This is a genomic window from Candidatus Amarolinea dominans, assembly GCA_016719785.1.
In the GTDB taxonomy this organism is placed as follows: Bacteria; Chloroflexota; Anaerolineae; order SSC4; family Amarolineaceae; genus Amarolinea; species Amarolinea dominans.
This window is the reverse complement of record JADJYJ010000002.1, coordinates 1-19,157: the sequence shown is the minus strand read 5'-3', so window position 1 is coordinate 19,157 and position 19,157 is coordinate 1. Positions and strand designations below refer to the sequence as shown.

12 protein-coding genes and 4 pseudogenes are annotated in these 19,157 nt (G+C 63.4%); 15 read left to right on the top strand and 1 reads right to left on the bottom strand.

The window, feature by feature from the left end:
* Nucleotides 1-512 precede the first annotated feature (512 nt).
* From IPM84_03725 to IPM84_03685, 9 genes and pseudogenes are all read left to right on the top strand, one after another.
* Nucleotides 513-2,149 (top strand): annotated as a pseudogene (locus IPM84_03725) (alpha-D-glucose phosphate-specific phosphoglucomutase).
* 14 nt (nt 2,150-2,163) lie between these two features.
* A complete protein-coding gene (locus tag IPM84_03720) occupies nt 2,164-3,084 on the top strand; it encodes an ATP-binding cassette domain-containing protein (protein MBK9091877.1) in 921 nt (306 codons plus the stop codon).
* 161 nt (nt 3,085-3,245) lie between these two features.
* Nucleotides 3,246-3,686 (top strand): hypothetical protein, encoded by a 441-nt coding sequence (locus IPM84_03715; protein MBK9091876.1) that lies wholly within the window; start codon nt 3,246-3,248, stop codon nt 3,684-3,686.
* Nucleotides 3,687-3,785: 99 nt separating this feature from the next.
* Nucleotides 3,786-4,370 carry an ABC transporter permease gene (locus IPM84_03710; protein ID MBK9091875.1) on the top strand — a complete coding sequence of 195 codons (585 nt, stop codon included), beginning with the start codon at nt 3,786-3,788 and terminating at the stop codon, nt 4,368-4,370.
* Between the two features lie 24 nt (nt 4,371-4,394).
* Nucleotides 4,395-4,619, top strand: a complete 225-nt coding sequence (locus IPM84_03705; protein ID MBK9091874.1) for a hypothetical protein — start codon at nt 4,395-4,397, stop codon at nt 4,617-4,619.
* 216 nt (nt 4,620-4,835) lie between these two features.
* A complete protein-coding gene (locus IPM84_03700) occupies nt 4,836-5,573 on the top strand; it encodes an ABC transporter permease (protein ID MBK9091873.1) in 738 nt (245 codons plus the stop codon).
* A gap of 193 nt (nt 5,574-5,766) precedes the next feature.
* Nucleotides 5,767-7,188 (top strand): annotated as a pseudogene (locus IPM84_03695) (ATP-binding protein).
* 37 nt (nt 7,189-7,225) lie between these two features.
* Entirely contained in the window at nt 7,226-7,324 is a 99-nt protein-coding gene (locus tag IPM84_03690; GenBank protein ID MBK9091872.1) for an AAA family ATPase, read from the top strand.
* A gap of 165 nt (nt 7,325-7,489) precedes the next feature.
* Nucleotides 7,490-8,779 (top strand): AAA family ATPase, encoded by a 1,290-nt coding sequence (locus IPM84_03685; protein MBK9091871.1) that lies wholly within the window; start codon nt 7,490-7,492, stop codon nt 8,777-8,779.
* Nucleotides 8,780-8,890: 111 nt separating this feature from the next.
* Here the strand turns inward: IPM84_03685 and IPM84_03680 are convergent, their stop codons facing one another.
* Nucleotides 8,891-9,934 carry a nitrogen fixation protein NifH gene (locus IPM84_03680; GenBank protein MBK9091870.1) on the bottom strand — a complete coding sequence of 348 codons (1,044 nt, stop codon included), beginning with the start codon at nt 9,932-9,934 and terminating at the stop codon, nt 8,891-8,893.
* A 188-nt stretch (nt 9,935-10,122) separates the two neighbouring features.
* Between IPM84_03680 and IPM84_03675 the strand changes: the two genes are divergently transcribed.
* The 6 genes and pseudogenes from IPM84_03675 to IPM84_03650 all read left to right on the top strand — a co-directional run.
* Nucleotides 10,123-13,263, top strand: a complete 3,141-nt coding sequence (locus IPM84_03675) for an N-6 DNA methylase (GenBank protein MBK9091869.1) — start codon at nt 10,123-10,125, stop codon at nt 13,261-13,263.
* A 220-nt stretch (nt 13,264-13,483) separates the two neighbouring features.
* Nucleotides 13,484-15,352 (top strand): annotated as a pseudogene (locus tag IPM84_03670) (amino acid permease).
* 150 nt (nt 15,353-15,502) lie between these two features.
* The gene (kdpF, locus tag IPM84_03665; GenBank protein ID MBK9091868.1) at nt 15,503-15,595 is read left to right on the top strand and encodes a K(+)-transporting ATPase subunit F; all 93 of its coding nucleotides are present in this window, start codon (nt 15,503-15,505) and stop codon (nt 15,593-15,595) included.
* Nucleotides 15,592-17,385, top strand: a pseudogene (gene kdpA, locus IPM84_03660) (potassium-transporting ATPase subunit KdpA). Before kdpF ends, kdpA begins: the two are co-directional and overlap by 4 nt.
* A gap of 124 nt (nt 17,386-17,509) precedes the next feature.
* The gene (locus tag IPM84_03655; GenBank protein ID MBK9091867.1) at nt 17,510-17,671 is read left to right on the top strand and encodes a hypothetical protein; all 162 of its coding nucleotides are present in this window, start codon (nt 17,510-17,512) and stop codon (nt 17,669-17,671) included.
* 1,280 nt (nt 17,672-18,951) lie between these two features.
* Nucleotides 18,952-19,157 (top strand): hypothetical protein (locus tag IPM84_03650; GenBank protein ID MBK9091866.1); only part of this gene is annotated, 206 nt, incomplete at its 3' end.

Here is a 19,157-nt window from a genome sequence, read left to right as displayed (position 1 = left end):
AAAGCCACAACCCGCGGGGCGATCATCATTCCATCCTGCTCTCGAACTACTGGCCCAGACCCAAGCACTGATGATGAAGGGCAAAACGACAGCGGAGGCCCGCGCCGGCTGATATGCTGGGCCGACAGCCCAAGTAAAGGCTGGACGGGCTGGCGATCACAAGACCTTCACCGGCTTGACGACCAACTCCTTGCTCTATCGACTGACGCCGACCGTTCTCGGTGTTACTCGTCGCGCTGTACGGCACGAATCTTTCACGCGAAACGATCTGGGATATCAACTCCCGCTTCGATCAGTAGGGCGTTGAGTTGGGCAAACAACCATACGGCCATCTTGCCGGAGCTTCAGGCCGGGGCGATGTGTGCACCCACGATCGCTTCCACCAATGGCTTGATCAAGCGCGATCAAGCGGTTTCAGGTTCTGGAAATTGAAGATTCGATTCCCGGAGAGAAGGAATGAACCTGTTGACTCTATTTCCGACGAGAAAGGAGCTTTGCCATGACATCCACCGCTGGCGGGCAAGCATCCGGCCCCCCTCGAAACCCTGGTCAATGTTCCGCGCCTGATCTCGGCCTACGTACACCAGGGCCGGATCTGGCCGATCCGACGCAGCCGCGTGGCCTTCCCGGCACCTCCGGGCACGAACATCCCTCAAGGAGAGTTTCAACGAAGCCACATCTTGGCGGTCTAGCAGGCCCTCTGTGGAATATCGCCAGGCGCAGGGCATCACCGACCGCTGGGTTCATCGGCATGGACTCCCACGCCCTGTCAGAGCGGCGCTGGTGAAGGAGGTCGAGGTGTTGCCGCCAACGGCGGAGATGCGTCGTTCAATGTGGCTCGGGCACACGCCCAACCCGGTTATCTCGCATGCCATCTTGGCCCACAACCGCGCCGGAGAGCGGTCTGGCCGACGGCGTGGTGGGCACCCTCCCATAATCCCGCCCGGCGACGGCGGCTCTGGGTATAACCCCCCAGCGGGCGGCCCAGCCGACACCACCGTCAAGAAGGCGTGCAGACCGCGCCAATGAGATCCTGGATGATGGCTCGGGACCGTCAAGCGCATGCCGCTGGCTCGCGCCCTGAAAGCCGGGACCACGCACCTCTACGATTTCATCACCCCCTACGTGACGGACCTGCGCCACGTCATCAACTTCCCGGCCATCGTCGCGTCTGGCCTTCGGATCGGGGCTGATCCTATGGGCGGCGCCAGTGTGGCCTATTGGGAGCCGATTGCGGAGACCTACGGCTTGAACCTGACCGTGGTCAACCCCAAGAATAGATCTACCTTCTCCTTCATGACCGTGGACAAGGACGGCAAAATTCGCATGGACTGCTCGTCGCCCTATGCCATGTGGCGAGCCTGATCGGGCTGAAGGACCGTTTCGACATCGCTTTCGGCAACGACACGGACGCGGACCGGCATGGCATTGTCACGCCCAGCGTCGGGCTGATGAATCCAAACCACTACCTGGCCGTTTGCCATCTGGTATCTGTTCCAGAACCGGCCCGGCTGGCGAGCGGACGCCGTGGGCAAGACGCTGGTGTCCAGTTCTATGATTGACCGCGGGCAGCCTCCCTGGGCCGACGGTTGTGTGAGGTGCCCGTGGGCTTCAAGTGGTTCGTGGATGGCCTGATGGACGGCTCCTTTGGCTTCGGCGGCGAAGAGAGCTTGCGCGTCCTTCCTGCGTCAGGATGGCGCCGTGTGGACCACTGACAAGGATGGCATCATCCTCGACCTGTTGGCGGCCGAGATCACCGCGGTGACAGGCTGCGATCCGGGCGAGCATTACCGGAACCTGACCGCGCAATTCGGCAGCCCGGTCTATGAACGCTGATGTCGTCGCCACGGCCGGCCCAAAAGGCCGCGCTGGAACGGCTGTCGCCAGACATGGTCGCCGCGCGGACCTGGCAGCCGAGCGGATCGTTGCCAGGCTGATTCCGTGCGCCCTTCAACCAGGCGCCAATCGGCGGTTTGAAGGTGGTCACTGGAGAACGGCTGGTTTTGGCCCGGCCGCCGGGCACGGAGGACATCTACAAAATCTATGCGGAGAGCTTCCGCGCTAGCAGCACCTCAAGCTGATCTTCAGCGAGGCGCAGGAGATCGTCGCGGCGGCGTTCAACAAGGCAGGAACAACGTCTTCGACGTGAAGGACGGGATACATATGTCTCCAATTCTCGAAGTTTATGAACTGGTCAAGCAGTACGGCAACTTCACCGCAGTGAAGGGCATTTCCTTCGCGGTCCAGGAGGGCGAGATCTTCAGCCTGCTCGGCCCCAACGGTGCAGGCAAGACCACCACCATCTCGGTGCTTTCCACCCTCTACGCACCCACCCGCGGGGATGCAGTCATCGCCGGCCATTCCGTGACCCGCAGTCCGATGGATGTGCGCCGGGCTATCGGCGTTGTGCCGCAGGAACTGGCCCTTTACGACGACCTGACCGCCCGCGAAAACTTGGTCTTCTGGGGCCAGATGTACGGCCTGGCCGGCAAGGCGCTGGCCGCTCGCGTGGACGAGGTGCTGGCGCAGATCGGCCTGACCGGGCGCGCCAAAGAGCGCGTCAAGACCTACTCCGGCGGCATGAAGCGCCGCGTCAACATCGGCGTTGGCCTGCTGCAAAGCCCCCGGCTGCTCTTCACGGACGGGCCGACCGTCGGTATTGACCCGCAGTCCCGCCGCGCCATCCTCGACTCGGTCAAGGAGCTGAACCGCCAGGGCATGACCATCCTCTACACCACCCACTACATGGAGGAGGCCCAGGAGCTTTCGCACCGGGTTGGCATCATGGACCACGGCGAACTGATCGCCCTGGGCAGCCAGGCCGAGCTGACCCCGCCAGGTGGGCGAGAACGGACCCTGGTCCTGCACGTCGGCGCGGGACGAAGACGCCGAGGCGCTGGCGCAGTCGCTGCGCCCCATTGCAGGCGTTTTGCAGGTCAACGTCACCGATCACGAGATCGCGCTGACTACACACCAGGCGGAGGAAATCCTGGCGCCGGTGGTGACGCGCCAACGACCGCGGCATCAAGATTCATTCCATTGACATGTGCGAGCCGAACCTGGAAGCGGTGTTCCTCCAGCTAACCGGCCGCGGCCTGCGCGATTGACCAGGAGCCAGATCATGAAAAGCTCATCCTCATCGGTCTCAAGATGTCAAACTGATCTTCCGCGACCAGCCGCGCTCACCTTTATGCTCCTCACGCCCTTTCTGCTGACCATCGGCCTGGGCTTCGTCACCCGGCCAGATGGGTCGCAGCAGCACCAGCGGGGTGGCGGCCATCCCGGTGCTGGTCGTCAACCAGGACGACGGCCAGTTGGGCCAGGCCCTGGCAGACCTGCTCCGATCTGAAGATCTGGCCGGGCTGCTGCTGCCCACGCTCGTGGCGGACGCGACCGGGGCTCGCGGCCAGGTGGATGCGGACCAGGCGGCCGCGGCGGTCATCGTACCCGCGGGCTTCAGCGACAGCATCATCCCCCGCAGCGGTCAGACGCCGTCCGGGCAGGCGGTGAAAATCGAAGTCCACAAAATCGGCCTGGCCGGTGAGCGCCGGGGTGATCCAGGCCATCGTCGAAGGGTTCATCAGTCGCGTGGAGACGGGCCGCGTGGCCGGCCAGGTGATCGTCGTGCAGGCGCTGACCGCCGGCCTGATCGCGCGACCAGGCGCAGGATTTCGCCGTGGCCGTAGGCCAGCGCCAGACCGCAGCGTCTGCAGCCGAGCCCGCTCATCCGGCTGCAGTTCTCTGCCAGCGGCGAGGAACAGCAGCCCTTCAACCCGATGGCCTACATGGCGCCGAGTATGGCGCTCCTGTTCCTCATGTTCACCGTCACCAACGGCGGCCGCTCGCTCCTGGCCGAAAAGGCGCAGGGCACGCTGGCGCGGCTGCTCATCTCGCCCACTACCGGCGCCCAGGCGCTGCTCGGCAAACTGTTCGGCGCCTATCTGACCGGCGTCTTGCAGATGCTCATCCTGATCCTCACCGGTTCGCTGTTGTTCGGCCTGCGCTGGGCGACCCGCTGGGCCTGCTGGTGCTCATCCTGGCCGCGGTGTTCGGCGCGCTGGGCTGGGGCATGCTCATCACCGCGCTGGCGCAGACGCCGGGCCAGGTTTCCGCCGTCGGCACGGCTGTCATGCTCACCTTCGGCATCCTGGGCGGCAGCTTGTGCAGACCAACATCATGCCATCGTGGTTCCAATGGCTCAGCAGGGTCACGCCCAACGCCTGGGGGCTGGATGGCTTTCACCACCCTGGGCCTGGGCGGCACCCTGGCCGATCTGGGCCAGCCTGCTGGGTGCTGGTGATGGGCCTCGCCCTGGCCGCCGCGGCCATCGCCCTGTTCAACCGCCGCTCGCTGCTGCAAGCCTGAGGTGAGAAGCAAATGAGTTGGGAGGCGTCATGAAAATTTTGAGCATCATCTGGAAAGACACCTTGCTGCGCTTTGCGAGCAGGTCGGAACTGCTTTTTTTCCTCATCCTGCCCATCGTCTTCACTTTCATTCTGGCCGGCGGCACGGGCGCGCCGGCCGACAACCGCATCCACCTGTTGGTGGCCGACCAGGCCGGGTCGCCCCTTTCGCAGCAGATCATCGCGGAGCTGGCGAAATCGGGTGGTGCGGCCTGAAGTGGTGACCCTGGCGGAGGAGGCTGCGTTCGCAGATCGCGCCGCCTCGGCCCTGCTGGTCATCCCGGCCAACTGCGACCTGGCCGCCCTGGAGACGGGCGAGATCGTCCTCGACCTGCGCCAACTGCCCAACAATCTCAACGGCGCGGCGGCCGGCCCCTCGGTGCAGGCCGTGCTCTACCGGCTGGGCAGCGTGTCAGCATTGGTCGCCAGGCCGTGGCGGAGGCGGAGCGCCTGCGGCCCTTCGCAGACGAGGCCGGTCGCAGCGCCTTTTTCGACGCCGCCCTGGTCGCGCCTAGGATCGATGGCGCAGGCGCCGGACCGCCTGGAACCGGTCTGCGCGCCGCAGGATCCGGTCAAGTACGACCCGGCCGCCAACTCCTCGGCCGGGCAGTTGATCACCTGGGTCTTCATCCGCTCATCGGCATCTCGGCCGCGTTCGCGTTCGAGCGGCAGACCGGCACCCTGCGCCGTCTGCTGACCACGCCGACCTGCAAGGGCGCCTTCCTGCTCGGCTCCATCCTGGGCAACGTCTTCTGGGCGTTGGTGCAGATGACCCTGCTGATCCTGTTCGGTGTCGTTGTCCTGCGCGTGAATTGGGCGGATCAGCCGGCCGGGCTGGCGCTGGTGATGATCGCCTCGACGCTGGCCGCGGCCGCGCTGGGCGCCATGCTCGGCGCCTTCGTCAAGACGGCCAGCCAGGCTAACGGCCTGAGCATCATGCTGGGCATGGTCATGGCCCTGTTGGGCGGGTGCTGGTATCCCATCGAGCTGTTTCCAGAAACGGTGCGCACGGCCGTCAAGGTGCTGCCCACCACCTGGGCCATGCAGGGCATGACCGATCTGCTGCTGCGTGGGCAGGGCGTGATGGGCGTGCTGCCAGAGGTGGGCGTCCTGCTCGGCTTTGCCGCCATCTTCTTCGCGGTGGGGGTGGCGCGCTTCCGGTATGAGTGAAATCAGAGAAATACCTTGAAAATCCGTCTTGATATGATGGATTTTCAGGGTATAATGACGCCATGATCTACCCACGACCACAATTACAGCAAGACATCACACATGCGCTGACGCGCAGCCGGTCGTCGCGCTCATCGGGCCGCGCCAATGCGGCAAGACGACCCTGGCCCGCGAGTTCGTCCCCGCGGACTCGATGAACTACTTCGACCTGGAAGACCCGATCAGCCTGGCCCGGCTCGACCAGCCCATGACCGCCTTGCAGGGTTTGACCGGATTGGTGGTGATTGACGAAATCCAACGCCGGCCCGAGCTTTTTCCACTGTTGCGCGTGCTCTGCGATCGCACGCCCCTCCCGGCGCGTTTCCTGATCCTGGGCAGCGCCTCGCCCGCCATGCTGCGCCAATCATCAGAAACACTGGCCGGCCGGCTGGAGATCATCCGCATGGCCGGTTTCAGCCTGGCCGAGGTCGGCGTCGAGATGCAAATGCGCCACTGGCAGCGCGGCGGTTTCCCCCTCTCTTTCCTGGCTGCATCGGACGCTGACAGCCTGGCCTGGCGCCGGAACTTCATCCAAACCTTTCTGGAACGAGACCTGCCACAGTTGGGCGTGAGCATTTCCGCGGCCAGCATGTTTCGTTTTTGGAACATGCTGGCCCATTACCACGGCCAGGTCTGGAATGCCGCCGAAACCGCGCAATTTCGAGGTCAGCGAGTCCACGGTGCGGCGCTACCTCGATCTGCTCGAGGGCGCCTTCATGGTGCGCCAGCTGCGGCCCTGGTTCGTCAACCTGGGCAAGAGGCAGATCAAGTCACCCAAACTCTATTTTCGGGATACCGGCATCCCTGCACCAGATGTTGGGCCTGCGAGGAACGTGATCTCTGGCTGCATCCCAAGAGCGGCGCCTCGTGGGAGGGCTATGTGATCGAAGAGGTCATCAAGGCGGTTGATCCGGACGAGGCCTACTTCTGGGCCACGCACTCCGGCGCAGAGCTTGATCTGCTGCTGTTTACTGGTGGCCGTCGCGTGGGCGTCGAGTGCAAGCGCATGGACGCGCCGCGGCTCACCCCTTCCATGCGCAGCGCGCTGACGGATCTGGCGCTCGATCACCTGATCGTCCTCTATCCCGGTGAGCGCCCCTATCCCCTGGCCGAGCGCGTCACCGTGTTGCCCCTGGCATACCTGGCGCAGGGAAGCCAGGCCCTGGCGCGTGGCTTCCACGGACAAATGGACAGCCCTGCCCCCCCAATGGGGAGACGCCGGGGCAGGGACGGCGGCCCGAGGATGACCTGCCCCCCCGGTGGGGGAGGGGGCCGAACGCCCTGGACGCGGCGTTGGCTGTCCACGGCGCAACATGGATCAGCCCGTCTTGACCTGCCCCCCGACCCCCCAACTTTGGGGGGAGACGCATTCCCCCAGGATTGGGGGGCAGGGGGGCACTCCGGGCGCTATCGAGACCATTCTCACTGCCTGGCTGAGCAGTTACCGCGCGGCTCTGATTGCCAGCAGCGGGGCGAAGATGCTATAATCTCCCTGGGGTGCTATCTCACCCTCAACGCCGCGCGGCAGACGGGCAAGACCACCCTCTTTCGTGAGGCGGAGGTGGAGGCTGGTTGATCATTGACGAGTTCGACGCGGTTCAGGAGGAGGTGCAATGATGCTCAAACTGTTGCCCATCGGCATCCAGAGCTTTCGCAAGCTGATCGAAGGCGGCTATCTGTATGTGGACAAGGCGCGCTGGATCACGAGCTGATCCGCAACCCCTCGGGCGTCTATTTCCTGGCGCAGCGCGACGCTTCGGCAAGAGCCTGCTGATCTCGACCCTGGAGGAGAGTCTTCCGCGGCAACCGACCGCTCTTCCGCGGGCTGTGGCTCGACGACCAGCCCTACGACTGGCAGCCCCTTCCCGGTCATCCGCATGGATCTCAGCCTCTATCGCGCCGAGAACGCTGAGCACCTCAAGCTCGTGCTGGCCGAGATGCTGGGCGAGTTGGGGGAACGGGCCGGCATCGCGCTGGGGCCGGGCGACCACCTCAAGCGCTTGCGCGAGCTGGTCTGGCGGCTGGCGGGCGACGGCCGCGTCGTGATCCTGGTAGACGAGTACGACAAGCCGCTGCTCGATCACCTGGACGACCTGGCCGAGGCGCGCCGCGTGCGCGAAGTGTTGCGCGGCTTCTATGGCGTCATCAAGGGCATGGACGCCCACATTCGCTTCGTTATGTTGACCGGTGTGAGTAAATTCAGCAAGGTCGGCGTCTTTTCGGGATTGAACAACCTGGAGGACATCAGCCTGGACACTCGTTTTGCGACCTTGCTCGGCGTGACCGAGGCGGAACTGCTCGACCATGCGACCGGCTATCTGGCGCAAATGGCCGATCAGGAACAGGTTGCCTTCGATGCGCTGCTGGCGCAGGTGCGCAACTGGTACAACGGTTTCTGCTTTGCGGCCGATTGCCAATCGGTCTACAACCCCTTCTCCTTGTGGCTCATGCTCAGCCAGAAGCGATTCGGCAATTTCTGGTTCGACACGGGCACGCCGACCTTCCTGATCAAGTTGATCGAGCAGCGCGGCTACGACGTGCGCGAGCTGGGCAACCTCGACTCAAGCGACCTGGCCTTCAGCGCCTACGAGCTGGATGAGCTGCCGGTGGTGCCGCTGCTCTACCAGACCGGCTACCTGACCATCAAGCGCTACGATCCGACCAGCCGCCTCTATCGCCTGGGCTACCCCAATTACGAAGTCGAGCACGCCTTCCTGACCTACCTGCTGGCTGCGTTCACACCATCTGACATCGGCGCGGCCGGCGCGGAGTTGTGGCGGCTGCGTGAGGCGCTGCAGGCGGCCGATTTCGATCAGGCCTTCGCCATCCTGCGCGCCTTCTTCGCCAGCATCCCCTATGACATCCAGATGCCCCAGGAGCGCTATTACCAGACCGTCTTTTACCTGGTGTTCCGCCTGTTGGGGCTGCAAACCGGCGTGGAGGTGCGCTCCAGTCGGGGTCAGGCCGACGCGATCGTCGAGCTGGCCGAAGGGGTGTTCATCTTCGAGTTCAAGCTGGAAGGAACCCCGGCTGACGCGCTGGCCCAAATCCGGCGGCAAGGCTACGCCGAGCCGTACCTGGGCAACCTCAAGCCGGTCTACCTGATCGGCGTGCGCTTCGACCTGGCTCAGCGCACCATCGCAGGATGGGAAATGGCGCGCAACTGAACAGGTGTCGGTGATCGTCCCCGTCTACAACGACGAGCGATTCCTGACCGGGGCGATCCAGTGTGATCCCTTCGGCCAGCAGGCTGATCATCAATCGTATCGGCCTGCCGCTCAAGCAGGCGGTGCGTGATGACCTGACCCCCGCGACGCCGTCTTCGACGCCCGCAGCGCACGCAGTGTGACCCACGGGTTGGGCTGCTTTTTGGCCCCGAAGTCGGTCCAGGTCTTGCCGGCGTAGTCGTACTCCAACGGCCAGCGCCCCGCGGCATCCTGCTTCGAGTGGATCACATCGAACGCGTGGGCCAGGCGCGGGTCGTGACCGTAACCCAATGCGACCAGCGCTTCGACGTTTTGCAGCAGATCGGTGACGTAAAAAACGGGAAAGCCGAACTTCCACCAGTTGCTGCTGGGCTTCTCGGCCCAGCCATTGGGGTATCCGGCCAGGGCGGGGTCTGTGCCCAGCAGGAAGGCGATCCCGCGGCCGATGGCCCGTTCCATGGCGGGTGTTCGCCTGGCGGCCGGCCAGCGCCCCAGGGCCAGCATCACCTTGACCGCGCCCCAGGCGCACGGCAGCTTGTTGTTCGACCCGCAGGCGAAGTCCGGACCGCATTTGCCCGCGTAGTAGCGGACCGGCGCACTCTTTTCCTCCAGCGGTGCGATCCCCTCGCCGGTGACGCTGCGCGCCAGCCAGTCGAAGGCGGCTTCCAGCCGCGAATCGGCGCAGCCCAGCTCCAGCAGCGCCCAACAGAGGTTGCCCTGCAGGCAATCCGCCGTGCCGGAGGGCGCGCCGTTGACCGAGAACTGACCGCCGGGCGTCAGCGCGTGATCCAGCAGGTAGGCGCAGGCCCGGCCGATGCGCTCATCTTCACTGCTCGCAGCGCCCAACTGCGCCAGCAAGATGACTGCCCAGACGGAGCCGCGATACTTGGGATAGTAACCGGGGCCAGGCTCGGCCCAAAAGCCGGCCGCGTCCATCTGTGCGAGGACGGCGGCAATCGGCCCGGCGCGGTGTGCGGCGCGGCGCGCCTCCGCCAACTGCGGGTCATCGGCCGGCCGATCGAGCAGGTCACGCAGCGCCAGGTAGCGCACGCCCGGCCCATTCTCGGCCAGCAGCCAGGGGAGCGGATCAGCTTTCAGAAGAGTATGCCCGGTCATGGATTGCCTCCGAAGACATCGAATCAAAGCTCCATTCTCGTTGAGTCAACCTATCACGAATTGTAGCACAAGGGTTCACGTTACACCATCCGTGGGTTGTCCGCTAGCCTATGACGCTGTCGTGCTTTTGGCGGCTGCAGGCTGTCTGCACTATAATGTCCCGCACACATCATTGATAGGACCACGCCATGCCTCAGCGCCTCAACTGCAAGCCATACCTTCAAACCCTGGCCGAGATCGCCCGCCGCGGGGACGCGCGGGAGGAGAGCTTCTATCCGGCCTTGAGCGCCCTTTTGACCGCAGCGGCGCAGGCAGCCGGCCGGACCGACACGCATGTCACCACATTGCCCCGGCCCACCGACGCGGGCAATCCTGACTTCCGTATCTGGAATGGCGTTGATCGCATCATCGGTTACATCGAAGCCAAAAAGCCGACCGAGGAGCACCTCGACCTGATCGAAGGGTCGGAGCAGCTTTGTCGCTACCGGGCTACCTTCCCCAACCTGATCCTGACCAACTTCCTGGAGTTTCGCCTCTACCGGGACGGCCAACGGGTGGAATCGGCGCTGCTGGGTCGGCCGGTTGTGCTCAACCAACTGCGCATGGTCCCGCCCGCCGAGAACGCGGGAGCACTGGCCGGTTTACTCGACCGTTTCCTGGACTTTTCGTTGCCCAGGACATTCTCGGCAGAGTCGCTGGCCGTGGAACTAGCCGGCCGCACCCGCTTCCTGCGCGATATCGTGGCGCGGCAGTTGGCCGAAGAGCGGGATGCGCCCGGCCCACTGACCGGCTTCTTCGAAGCGTTCCAGCAGTTCCTCATCGGTGGGCTGACGCCGGAGGATTTCGCCGACCTCTACGCCCAGACGATCACCTATGGCCTCTTCGCCGCGCGCGTGCGATCGCACGAGCCGTTTAGCCGCCGCGCCGCGTTCGACCGCATTCCGCGCACCATCGGCGTGCTGCGCGACCTGTTCCGCTTCATCTCGTTGGGCGACCTGCCGACTGAACTGGCGTGGATCGTGGATGATATTGCCGCAGTGCTCGCCGCGGCCGATGCGCCCGGCATCCTGGCCGCCTACTTCCGGGACGGCAAGGGGAGCGATCCCATCGTCCATTTCTACGAGACCTTCCTGGCTGCATACGACCCCGCGGAGCGGGAGCGCCAGGGCGTCTACTACACGCCGGAGCCGGTCGTCTCCTACATCGTGCGCTCGCTGCACAGCCTGCTGAAAACTGAGTTCGGCAAGGCAGACGGCCTGGCGTCCGACGATGTGACTTTGCTCGACCCGGCAGCGGGCACGATGACCTTTGTGGCCCGCGCAGCGCAAGAGGCGGTGCGGGAGTTCGAGGGCAAGTATGGCGCGGGCGCACGCGAGATGTTCATCCGCAACCACGTGCTGCGCGACTTCTACGCCTTCGAATTGATGATGGCGCCCTACGCGGTGGGCCACCTGAAGATGAGCTTCTTCCTGGAGGAGCTGGGCCACCGCCTGGCCGACGACGAGCGCGTACGCTTCTACCTGACCAACACTCTGGACATGGCGGAACTGGCGCAGAGCCGGCTGCCGGGCTTCTCCGCGCTGGCCGAAGAATCGCGACTGGCCGGCCAGGTCAAACGGCAGACGCCCGTCCTGGTGATCCTGGGCAACCCGCCCTACTCCTATGCTTCGCCCAATCGAAGTGCATGGATTACGGATCAAATCAATGCCTACAAGCAGGTGGATGGTCAGCCGTTGGGCGAGAAAAACCCCAGGGGTCTGCAAGATGACTACGTCAAGTTCCTGCGCTTTGCCCAGTGGAAGGTCGAGCAGGCCGGTCGCGGGGTCGTCGGCATGATCACCAACCACGGCTACCTGGACAACCCAACCTTCCGCGGGATGCGGCAAAGCCTGCTGCGCACTTTCGATGAGATCTACGTGTTGGATCTGCACGGCAATGTGCTCAAACGCGAGCGCGCGCCCGGCGGTGGCGTGGACGAGAACGTCTTCGACATCCGCCAGGGGGTCGCCATTGTCTTCTTCGTCAAGCGCGGTGATCAAAGCAAACGTGAAGCGCACATACATCATGCAGATTTGTGGGGGTTGAGACCCTCAAAATACACCTGGCTGGAAGATCACGACGTCACCAACACGATCTGGCAACAGATCACAAGCGTTTCGCCATTCTACCTCCTCACGCCACGAGATGAGACTGGGTTAGCACCCTATAATGCCTTTACGTCGATTACGGATTTGTTTCCCATCAAAAACGTCGGACTATACACGGCGCGAGATCATCTCACTATTCATTGGGATCAGCAAGAGATCTGGCGGGCTGTCACGACGTTCGTTCAACTGGCCCCCGAACTATCTCGATCTGCTTTCAGGCTGGGTGATGACACATCTGATTGGAAAGTAGCATTAGCGCAGAAGGACTTACTTGATTCAGGTCCTACCCGCGAAAAGGTTCTACCTCTGCTTTACAGGCCCTTTGACATCCGTTACACCTACTACACTGGACGTTCGGGGGGGTTCATCTGTCGACCGCGTGCTGACATTATGCGTCACATATTGGCGCAGGAGAACGTTGCATTAGTGACATGCCGACAACTAGCGAGCTTGCCCTGGTGTCACGCGATGGTGAGCCAGATTGCCACCGACAATTGTGCGGTATCCAACCGCACCCGTGAACGTGGTTACATCTTCCCCCTCTACCTCTACTCCGCCGCCGACCGCCGCGATCTCTTCTCGCACCTGGAGACGGTGGAACGGCATCCCAACCTGAATCCTCAGATCGTCGCGGCGCTGGCCGCCGCGCATGGCCGCGGCCCAACGCCCGAAGCGATCTTCCATTACGTCTACGCGGTGCTCTACGCGCCGACCTACCGCGCCAGGTACGCCGGCTTCCTGCGCCTGGACTTCCCACGCATCCCCCTGACGGCCGACCGGGAGCTTTTCGATGCGCTGGCCGCATTGGGCGGACGCCTGGTCGAATTGCATCTGCTGCGGTCGCCAGAGCTGGATCCGCCGCTGGCCCGCTTCGAGGGCGCGGGCGATGGCCGCGTGGCCAAGGGCAAGGGTCTCCACTACGACCCGGACGCGGGCCGCGTCGCCATCAATGCGGGGCAGCACTTCGCGCCCGTGCCGCCGGAGGTGTGGCAATACCAGGTGGGCGGCTACCAGGTGTGCCACAAGTGGCTGAAGGATCGGGCCGAGCGCCAGCTCTCGCTGGCCGAGGTGCGCACCTACTGTCGCATCGTCACCGCGCTGGCGCGTACGATTGAGGTTCAAAGGGCCATCGATGCGGTCTATGGCGCGGTCGAGGACAGCGCGCTGGCCCGCCTGGCATAGCTGGCAAGTGAAGAGTATTGCTTCGAGAGGCTCCTGCTTGACCTTTTCTTGACCTGTTCACCCTCTTTCTTGTCTCCTCTTTGACGCGCTCCTGAGTACACTGTTGTCATCTTCGACAAATCTCAGGATTTCTTTTTATGCTAGATAACCAACGACTTGATTCGAGTAAGGGCTACACCGTCATCGAGCGCACAGAAGCGCCCATCGCCCCGCAAAGTCCATCTGGGTACGGCTTATCGGCCAACCCCTGCGTAGCATTGACCTGCCGCATCAGACGGTCGGGAAGCTCGTGGGGCTGGCGGTGTTCGCCTCCGACGCGCTTTCCTCCACCGCGTATGCCACCCAGGAGATTCTGATCATCCTGGCGGCGGCCGGTACGATGGCGCTCGGTTATGTCTTTCCCATCGCCATCGCCATCACCGCCCTGCTGGTAATCGTCACTGTGTCCTACGAGCAGACGATTCACGCGTACCCCGGCGGCGGCGGCGCCTACATCGTGGCGCGATAACCTGGGCGAATTACCCGCAGACCGCCGGCGCGGCCCTCCCTCACCGACTACGTTTTGACCGTGGCGGTGTCCGTCTCATCTGGCGTCGCGCAAATTGCCTCTGCGTTTCCAGATCTGTTTCCCTATCGCGTACCGCTCGCAGTGGCCCTGGTCGCTGTTGTCATGTTAATCAATCTACGCGGGGTCAAGGGAATCCGGTGCGACCTTCGCCTTGCCCACCTACTTCTTCATCGTGATGATGTTTGCCACGGTTGGCGTTGGCCTGTTCCGCGCCCTCTCTGGGACGCTGGGAACCGTGAGCAATCCCCCCCATGCGGTGCTGGAAACCGGTTTGGGCGTCGTGACCCCCTTCCTGCTCCTGCATGCCTTCTCCAGCGGCACGGCCGCGCTGACCGGCATCGAGGCGATCTCCAATGGCATCACGGCCTTCCGCGAGCCGCGCAGCCGCAACGCCGGCATCACCTTGATCTGGATGGCGGCCATCCTAGCCACGTTGTTCCTCGCCATCAGCTTCCTCTCGCGCGTCATGGCCGCCGTGCCCTCCGAGGAGGAGACAGTCATCTCGCAGCTGGCCCGGACCGTGTTCAATGGACAAGGCCCTCTCTACCTGGGCCTCATCGCCGCCACCACCCTGATCCTGGTCCTGGCCGCCAACACATCGTTTGCCGACTTCCCGCGGTTGGCTGCCCTTCACGCTGGCGACGGCTTCCTGCCCCGTCAGCTCACCTTGCGAGGCAGTCGGTTGGTTTACTCGTATGGCATCGTGGCCCTTGCACTGGTTGCGAGTCTGCTCATCATTGCGTTCAACGCCAGCGTCACCGCCCTGATCCCGCTCTACGCGATCGGCGTCTTCCTCTCCTTCACGCTGTCGCAGGTTGGCATGGCCCGGCGGTGGTGGAAAGCCGGCCATTTGTCTCCCGGTCAGGATGTGAACGAGCCGGGGTCCGTGCTGCGCTACCAACCGGGCTGGCAGGTCAAGATGGTGATCAATGCCTTCGGCGCCTTTTGCACCGCCGTCGTCGTCATCGTCTTCGCCGTCACCAAATTCAGGGATGGCGCCTGGATCGTCATCTTCCTGACGCCCACCCTGGTCTTCATCTTTTTCCCGCATCCATGCGCACTACAAGCGCCTGGCGAAGCAGCTTTCGCTGGAAAACTACCAACCGCGCGTGCCTTCGTTTCGTCACCGCGTCATCCTTCCCATCGGCGGTGTCCACCAGGGGACCCGAAGCGCTGCACTATGCCCGCATGCTGTCCCATGATTTGACCGCCGTCCATGTCTCCGTGGAGCCGACCGAAACCGAGCGCATCAAGGACAAATGGGCGACCTGGGGTGAAGGAATCCGCCTGGTGGTTCTCGATTCACCCTACCGCGTCATGTACGAACCGCTGCTCGCTTACATCGAAGAAGTGGCCAGCCGGCGCCAGCAGAACGAACGCATCACGATCGTCGTACCCCAGTTCGTACCGAAGCACTGGTGGCATAACCTGCTGCACATGCAGACTGCGACTTTCCTGCGATTTGCGCTGCTGTTCAAGAAGAACATCGTAGTGACCGACGTACCCTACCAGGTCGAGTAGCATAAGCTGCGCTGGGTGTGAATGGATGGTTGGGGTACATCATGGAGGTGTCTCGGTGAGCGATCTCGCGTTCGTGGGCCTTGCACTGGCTTTCTTCGCCGCCAGTTGGGCTTTCGTGTGGATGTGCGAATGGCTGAAGGGAGGTGACGCATGAGCCTGATGGTTGTGGCTGTCGGTCTGATCACGCTGTCGCTGTTGGTCTATCTGTTCGTGGCTCTGTTGAAACCGGAGAAATTCGGATGAGTACTTTGGATTGGCTCTTACCTGTTGTCTATCTGGTTGTCCTGCTGCTGCTCGTCAAGCCGCTGGGCGGGTTCATGGCGCGCTATGGCGGTCAGCGGACGTTTCTTCACCCCGTGCTGGCGCCCGTCGAGCGCATCTCCTATCGCGCCGCGGCGGTAACCCGATGCCGAGATGACCTGGAAGACGTATGCCGTGGCGATGCTGGTCTTCAACCTGCTGGGTCTTCTGGTTGTCTATCTGCTGCAACGGCTCCAGGGTATCCTGCCGTTCAACCCGCAGGGACTCGCGGCGGTGTCGCCCGATTCATCCTTCAACACCGCGGTCAGCTTTGCTACCAACACCAACTGGCAGGGCTACGGCGGCGAAACGACGATGAGCTACCTCACGCAGATGCTGGCGCTGACCGTGCAGAATTTCGTCTCCGCGGCGACGGGCATGGCCGTGCTGATTGCTTTGGCTCGCGGGATTGCCCGTCATACGGCGCAGACGATCGGCAATTTCTGGGTTGATCTGACGCGTTCGACCCTCTACATCCTGCTGCCGCTCTCGATCCTGCTCGCCCTGGTGCTCGTTTCGCAGGGCGTGGTGCAAACCTTCAATCCCTATCAAAAGTGGCCTTGTTGCAGCCCGCGATAGACGCCAATGGCAATATGGTGACGGAACAGGTGCTCGCCGTCGGCCCGGCGGCTTCGCAGGTCGCCATCAAGCAACTGGGCACCAACGGCGGCGGCTTCTTCAACGTCAACTCGGCGCACCCGTTCGAGAATCCCACACCGCTGTCCAACTTCCTGGAGATGCTTGCCATCCTGCTGATACCAGCGGCGCTCTGCTACACCTTCGGCAAGATGGTGGGCGACACGCGCCAGGGCTGGGCCATCCTGGCGGCCATGACTCTCATCTTCGTCGTGCTGGTCGCGGTAGCTGTCTGGGCGGAACAGAGCGGCAACCCGGCGCTCGCTGCCTTGGGCGTTGACCAGGTGCAAAGTGCTGCCAACCCCGGCGGCAACATGGAAGGCAAGGAGGTGCGTTTCGGTGCTGCCAGTTCTGCGCTTTGGGCGACGGCCACAACAGCCGCGTCGAACGGCGCGGTCAACGCGATGCACGACTCCTTCATGCCGTTGGGCGGTCTTGTGGCGATGTGGCTGATGCAGTTAGGTGAGATCATCTACGGCGGCGTCGGCTCCGGGTTGTACGGAATGCTGGCGTTCGTCATCGTCGCGGTGTTCGTCGCCGGGTTGATGGTCGGCCGCACGCCGGAATACCTCGGCAAGAAAATTGAAGCCTACGAAATGAAAATGGCTTGGCTCATCCTCCTGATTCCGATCCTCGCGGCGAAGATAGGCACCGCAGTGGCAGTTCTGGCTCCTGGCGGCATTGCCACCATCTTCAACCCTGGGGCGCATGGTTTCAGCGAGGTGCTCTATGCCTTTTCGTCGGCGGCCGGTAATAACGGCAGCGCCTTCGCCGGCCAGGCGCGAACACGCCGTTCACAACACGGCGCTCGGCATCGTCATGCTGATCTCACGCTACTGGCTGGCGATCCCAGCCCTGGCGATTGCCGGCTCGCTCGTGAGCAAGAAGAAGAGTTCCCGCGGGCGCGGGACGTTGCCCACGCACACGCCGCTCTTCATCGCGTGGCTGATTGGCGTCATCGTGATCGTCGGCGCTAAGCTTCATCCCGGCGCTAGGGACTTGGGCCGATTGTCGAGCATCTCATGGTCTTGGCCGCTAGTAAGATAGGTATTGCAATGACGACCCCAACTCAAGAAACAGACTCCCATGCGGCGTGAGGTGGCGCAACGCCATCCTGGAGTCGTTTGTCAACCTGAATCCCGCGATGGTGCGTAATCCCGTCATGTTCGTGGTGGAAGTGGGCAGCGTACTCGCCACGCTCCTCGGGATACAGGCTGTCTGTTGCGGGAAGCGCCCGCAGCCTTCATCGGCGCCGTCGCGATCTGGCTGTGGTTCACCGTGCTGTTTGCCAACCCTGCTCGAGCCGTGGCCAAGGGGCGCAAGGCCAGCGCCACGCTGCGCCGCACAGACATGGACTCAGGCCAGGAAGCTGTCGCAGGTTGATGCGATCCTCCGTGAGACTCAGGCGGCCACGAACGCGCGACGCCTCCGTCCTTCACTAAATGCGAATCTGTTTCCTCGGCCGCGCGCTGCGATGAACGTCCTGGCCGAGGCCGGCGACACCGTCCCGCCGACGGCGAGGTGATCGCCGGCATTGCCGGCGTGGACGAGAGCGCGATCACCGGTGAGAGCGCCCCGTGATCCGTGAGGCCGGCGGCGACCGCAGCGCAGTCACGGGTGGGACGCGGGCTGCTCAGACTGGCTCGCGGGGTGCGTCAGCGCTGGCCCGGCGAGGGGCTTCCTCGACCGCATGATCAGCCTGGTCGAAGGCGCACGGCGGCAGAAGACGCCCAACGAGATCGCCCTGAACATCCTGCTGGCGGGCTTCACCATCATCTTCCTGGTCGTGTGCGCAACCTGCTGCCTATTCGGTGTAGCGCGTCAGCGCCACGGTCGGGCACGCCGGTCACGATCACTGGTGCTGGTTTGCCCCTGCTGGTCTGCCTCATCCTGCTAACTATCGGCGGCCTGCTCTCGGCCATCGGATCGCCGGATGGACCATTGATCCAGCGCAAGTGATTGCTATGTCGGGCCGCGCCGTGGAAGCGCCGGCGATGTGGACGTGCCTGCTGGACAAGACGGGCACGATCACGCTCGGCAACCGCCAGGCGGTGGCGTTCATCCCGGTGAATGCACCGATCCGCGGCGCTCGCCGAGCGGCGCAACTTCCTCGTTGGCTGACGAGACGCCGGAGGGCGCAGTATCGTCGTGCTGGCAAAGGAACAATTCGACCGCGGCATGCACCGTCGGCGGTAGAATCTGATAGGGTTGGGGGTTGCTTTTCGTCCCCCTTTACTGCGCAGACGCGTATGAGCGGTGTTGACCTTGATGGTACACCGATTCGCAAGGGTCACGCCGCCTGACGCCATGCAAACATTCGGTTCATGAACGGGCGGCGCCTTCCATGACCGGTGAGACCCCTGTTGAAGAGATGCACGCACTGGTGGCACGCCGCTCGTGGTGGGCCGACAATGCCGAGGTTCTCGTTGTCATCCAGTTGGAAGGATATTGTCAAGGGCGGTATGAAGGAGTGTTTTGGGCAACTACGGCGAATCGGTATCAAGATGATTATGATCACCGGCGATAACCCGCTGATTTGTATGCCGCCATCGCCGCCGAGGCAGTCGTTGACGACTTCTTTATCTGGCGAGGCGACGCCCGAAGCCAAAACTCAAGCTTGATACGCCAGTACCAGACCGGCCGCCCGCTGGTGGCCATGACCGGTGACGGCACCAACGATGCGCTTCCGCCTTACCCAGGCCGACGCCTGCAGTGCCGCCATGAACACCGGCACGCAGCTTATGAGCGAGGTTGCCAACATGGTGAATTTTGACTGCAACCCCACCAAGCTGATTGAGATCGTGGAGATCGGGCGGGCAGTTACTGATGACGCGGCGCTTCACCACGTTCAGCATCGCCAACGACGTCC

Excerpts from the sequence above, each read along its gene's own strand:
- IPM84_03720 (MBK9091877.1), top strand. The coding sequence starts at position 2,164 with ATGTCTCCAATTCTCGAAGTTTATGAACTGGTCAAGCAGTACGGCAAC.
- IPM84_03715 (MBK9091876.1), top strand. The coding sequence starts at position 3,246 with ATGGGTCGCAGCAGCACCAGCGGGGTGGCGGCCATCCCGGTGCTGGTC.
- IPM84_03710 (MBK9091875.1), top strand. The coding sequence starts at position 3,786 with ATGGCGCCGAGTATGGCGCTCCTGTTCCTCATGTTCACCGTCACCAAC.
- IPM84_03705 (MBK9091874.1), top strand. The coding sequence starts at position 4,395 with ATGAAAATTTTGAGCATCATCTGGAAAGACACCTTGCTGCGCTTTGCG.
- IPM84_03690 (MBK9091872.1), top strand. The coding sequence starts at position 7,226 with ATGATGCTCAAACTGTTGCCCATCGGCATCCAGAGCTTTCGCAAGCTG.
- IPM84_03685 (MBK9091871.1), top strand. The coding sequence starts at position 7,490 with ATGGATCTCAGCCTCTATCGCGCCGAGAACGCTGAGCACCTCAAGCTC.
- IPM84_03680 (MBK9091870.1), bottom strand. The coding sequence starts at position 9,934 with ATGACCGGGCATACTCTTCTGAAAGCTGATCCGCTCCCCTGGCTGCTG.
- IPM84_03675 (MBK9091869.1), top strand. The coding sequence starts at position 10,123 with ATGCCTCAGCGCCTCAACTGCAAGCCATACCTTCAAACCCTGGCCGAG.
- kdpF (MBK9091868.1), top strand. The coding sequence starts at position 15,503 with ATGAGCCTGATGGTTGTGGCTGTCGGTCTGATCACGCTGTCGCTGTTG.